This is a genomic window from Spirosoma litoris (assembly GCF_054776755.1).
Map to the genome: position 1 here is coordinate 1 of NZ_BAAHBI010000063.1, position 2,434 is coordinate 2,434.

Annotated in this window: 1 pseudogene; it reads right to left on the reverse strand. The window is 55.8% G+C overall.

What is annotated here, in order from left to right:
- Nucleotides 1-2,434: pseudogene (locus tag ACYVGR_RS31590) on the reverse strand (hypothetical protein); the annotation flags it as partial.

Consider the following 2,434-nt stretch of genomic DNA (forward strand, 5'->3'; position numbering starts at 1 on the left):
CTGCAGACTAACCGTCAGCCCAGCGGTTCCCCGAATCACGAACCGATCATTGACGCCATCGCCGTTCGGCGAGAAGCCTTCGGGGATGAAGATCGCCAAATACGTCGGTGGCAGCGTCAACGTGGTCGCTTCGCGTTCGTTCGAATCGGTTGGGTTGCCATTGCCATTCAAGTCTGGGTTCAACCCACTCGTCGACACGTCACTGACCGTACCCGATTTCGCCACGGCCTGCCCATACGCTGAGTTGAGGAACGTACTCGTGCTACCGCTCGAGGCCACATTCACCACCACCTGAATCGTATCGACTTTACCCACCGCCAGCGTACTGGTACTGTCGCCCAGAACAAGCAGCGGATCGGAACTACCGTTGAAGTTCGGGTTCAGTTTCAGCGCACTACCCGTTGAGGTGATCATCGGTGCACTGGCAACCGTGTAGGTCGACCCGGTCTGGCTATTGAAGACCTTCGACAGCGTATCGCTTACACTCACATTCTTCAGCGGATCAGGACCGTAGGCTTTTACTACAATCTGATACGTTACGTTGTAACTACCATCTGATTGACGGACCGTATCGCGAACGGCCATCGCCAGCCCAATGTGCGAATCAGACGAAACGCTGTTCAACACAATCGGCGTTGTCTGGCTGTTATTGCGAGGGTCCAGGTCATTATCCGGGTCATCGTTGGTACCCGCCGTCGACACGTCTTCGACTACGTCATCGGTTGGCGTCAGGGCCGAAGCCAGGGCTGTGTTGTAGAAGGTCAGCGAGTCGGCATTCCGCACATCGACCCGAACCGTGAAGCTCAACGTGGCTTTGGCGCCTACAGCCAGTGTACTAGCCGTATCGACCAGCATATTGGTGATCAGGCCCTGACCCGAGTAATTCGGATTGACCGTTACCGTACCAACCCCTGAAACCGAGATCTGATTGCTGACAATCAAGGCACCATGACCAAAGGCTCCGGAGAGGTTATCCACCACCTGAACCTTTTTGAGCGGTACTGTACCCAGGTTGTTAAGCGCAATCGTATACGGAATATCGTAGATTCCAGCTGACACCAGCGTTGGCGTACCTACCGACTTGGCAACCCCGAGCAAGCCTTTCGGCAGATCGAAGCGAACCGCCGTTGACACAGCGCCTTCTGGCGTCGGATCGAATCCATTGTTGGAGACATCCTTCACCGTCTGGCTACCGTCGAGGGTATTTCCCTGAGCCGTTGCCGAGGAGTAGAACGGACCGCCGTTGCCATTGGTCTTCACGTTCACCACGAAGACGACTGTATCCTGAACACCAGCCGCTAAGGTACTGGCACTACCCAGCAGGTTTGGCTGCGTATTTCCATCGAAGCCTGCATTCGCGACCAGCGTACTGCCCGACCCGATTACGGGCGAACCAACAACGCTATAGGAAGCAGGCGATGCAAATACCTCGCTCAGACTATCGAGCAGACTCACCGCCGTCAGATCTACCGTACCCACGTTCTTCAGGGTCGCTTTGTAGGTCACGTTGTACGACTGATCGGGCTGCTGTTCGACCTTCACGACCGCCAGCGCGACACCCAATCCCGGTGTACCGGTCTGCGACACAGGCGTACTGGTTGTATCGCGTACCGTCACGCTCGAACTGTTGTTCGCTAGGTTCGGATCAACATTGTCCAGATAGGTAATCTCTGCTTTATTGACAATATCTACCCCTTTCGTCACAATCCGGGCGCTGAACACGATCTGAGCAAACGCACCCGCTTTCAGGCTATCGATCCGTTTGGTAAGCCGACCATTGACGAAGGTATAACCAGCGGAGGCATCCGGGATCAGTTGCAGACCGCTCGGTAGTACATCCCGTACATCGACGTTGTAAGCTGTATGCGGACCCGCATTGCTCACCGTCAGCGTGTAGGTGACGGGCGTACCATTTACCACCGACTGACTAACCGTTTTGGCGATGCTCACATCCGTTGCCAGCGTATCGGTGGCGCAGTTGAAGACGCGCACCACCACTTTTGCAGGTTTGCTCACGCAACCTTGGGCCGTTCGCTCCACGATCCAGTATGTACCTTCACAGACGGAGTCTGGACGAATCACGATGTTGGACGTGTTACACTCGCAGATCCGATAGGTGTAGGTGCTACCCGCCGTTGTCGATGACAGCGCCTGGGTCAGATCGACAATTTTCGACGGGCAGGTATTCCGCAGATTGTGGACCAGTGGTGGCAACACGGGGTTAGCCACGTTCACCGGTACATCAGCCGATTTCACCGAGGTGCATCCTTTGTCGCTGATGACCTGTACGCTATAGACCCCACTCTGTTTCACCACGATGGTCTGCGTAGTGGCTCCGTTGCTCCAGTTGTAGCCTGCATAGCCGGCAGGGGCCTTCAGGATCACCGAATCCCCGGAGCAGAGCTGGGTACCGCCAACGACCGTAATAACGGGG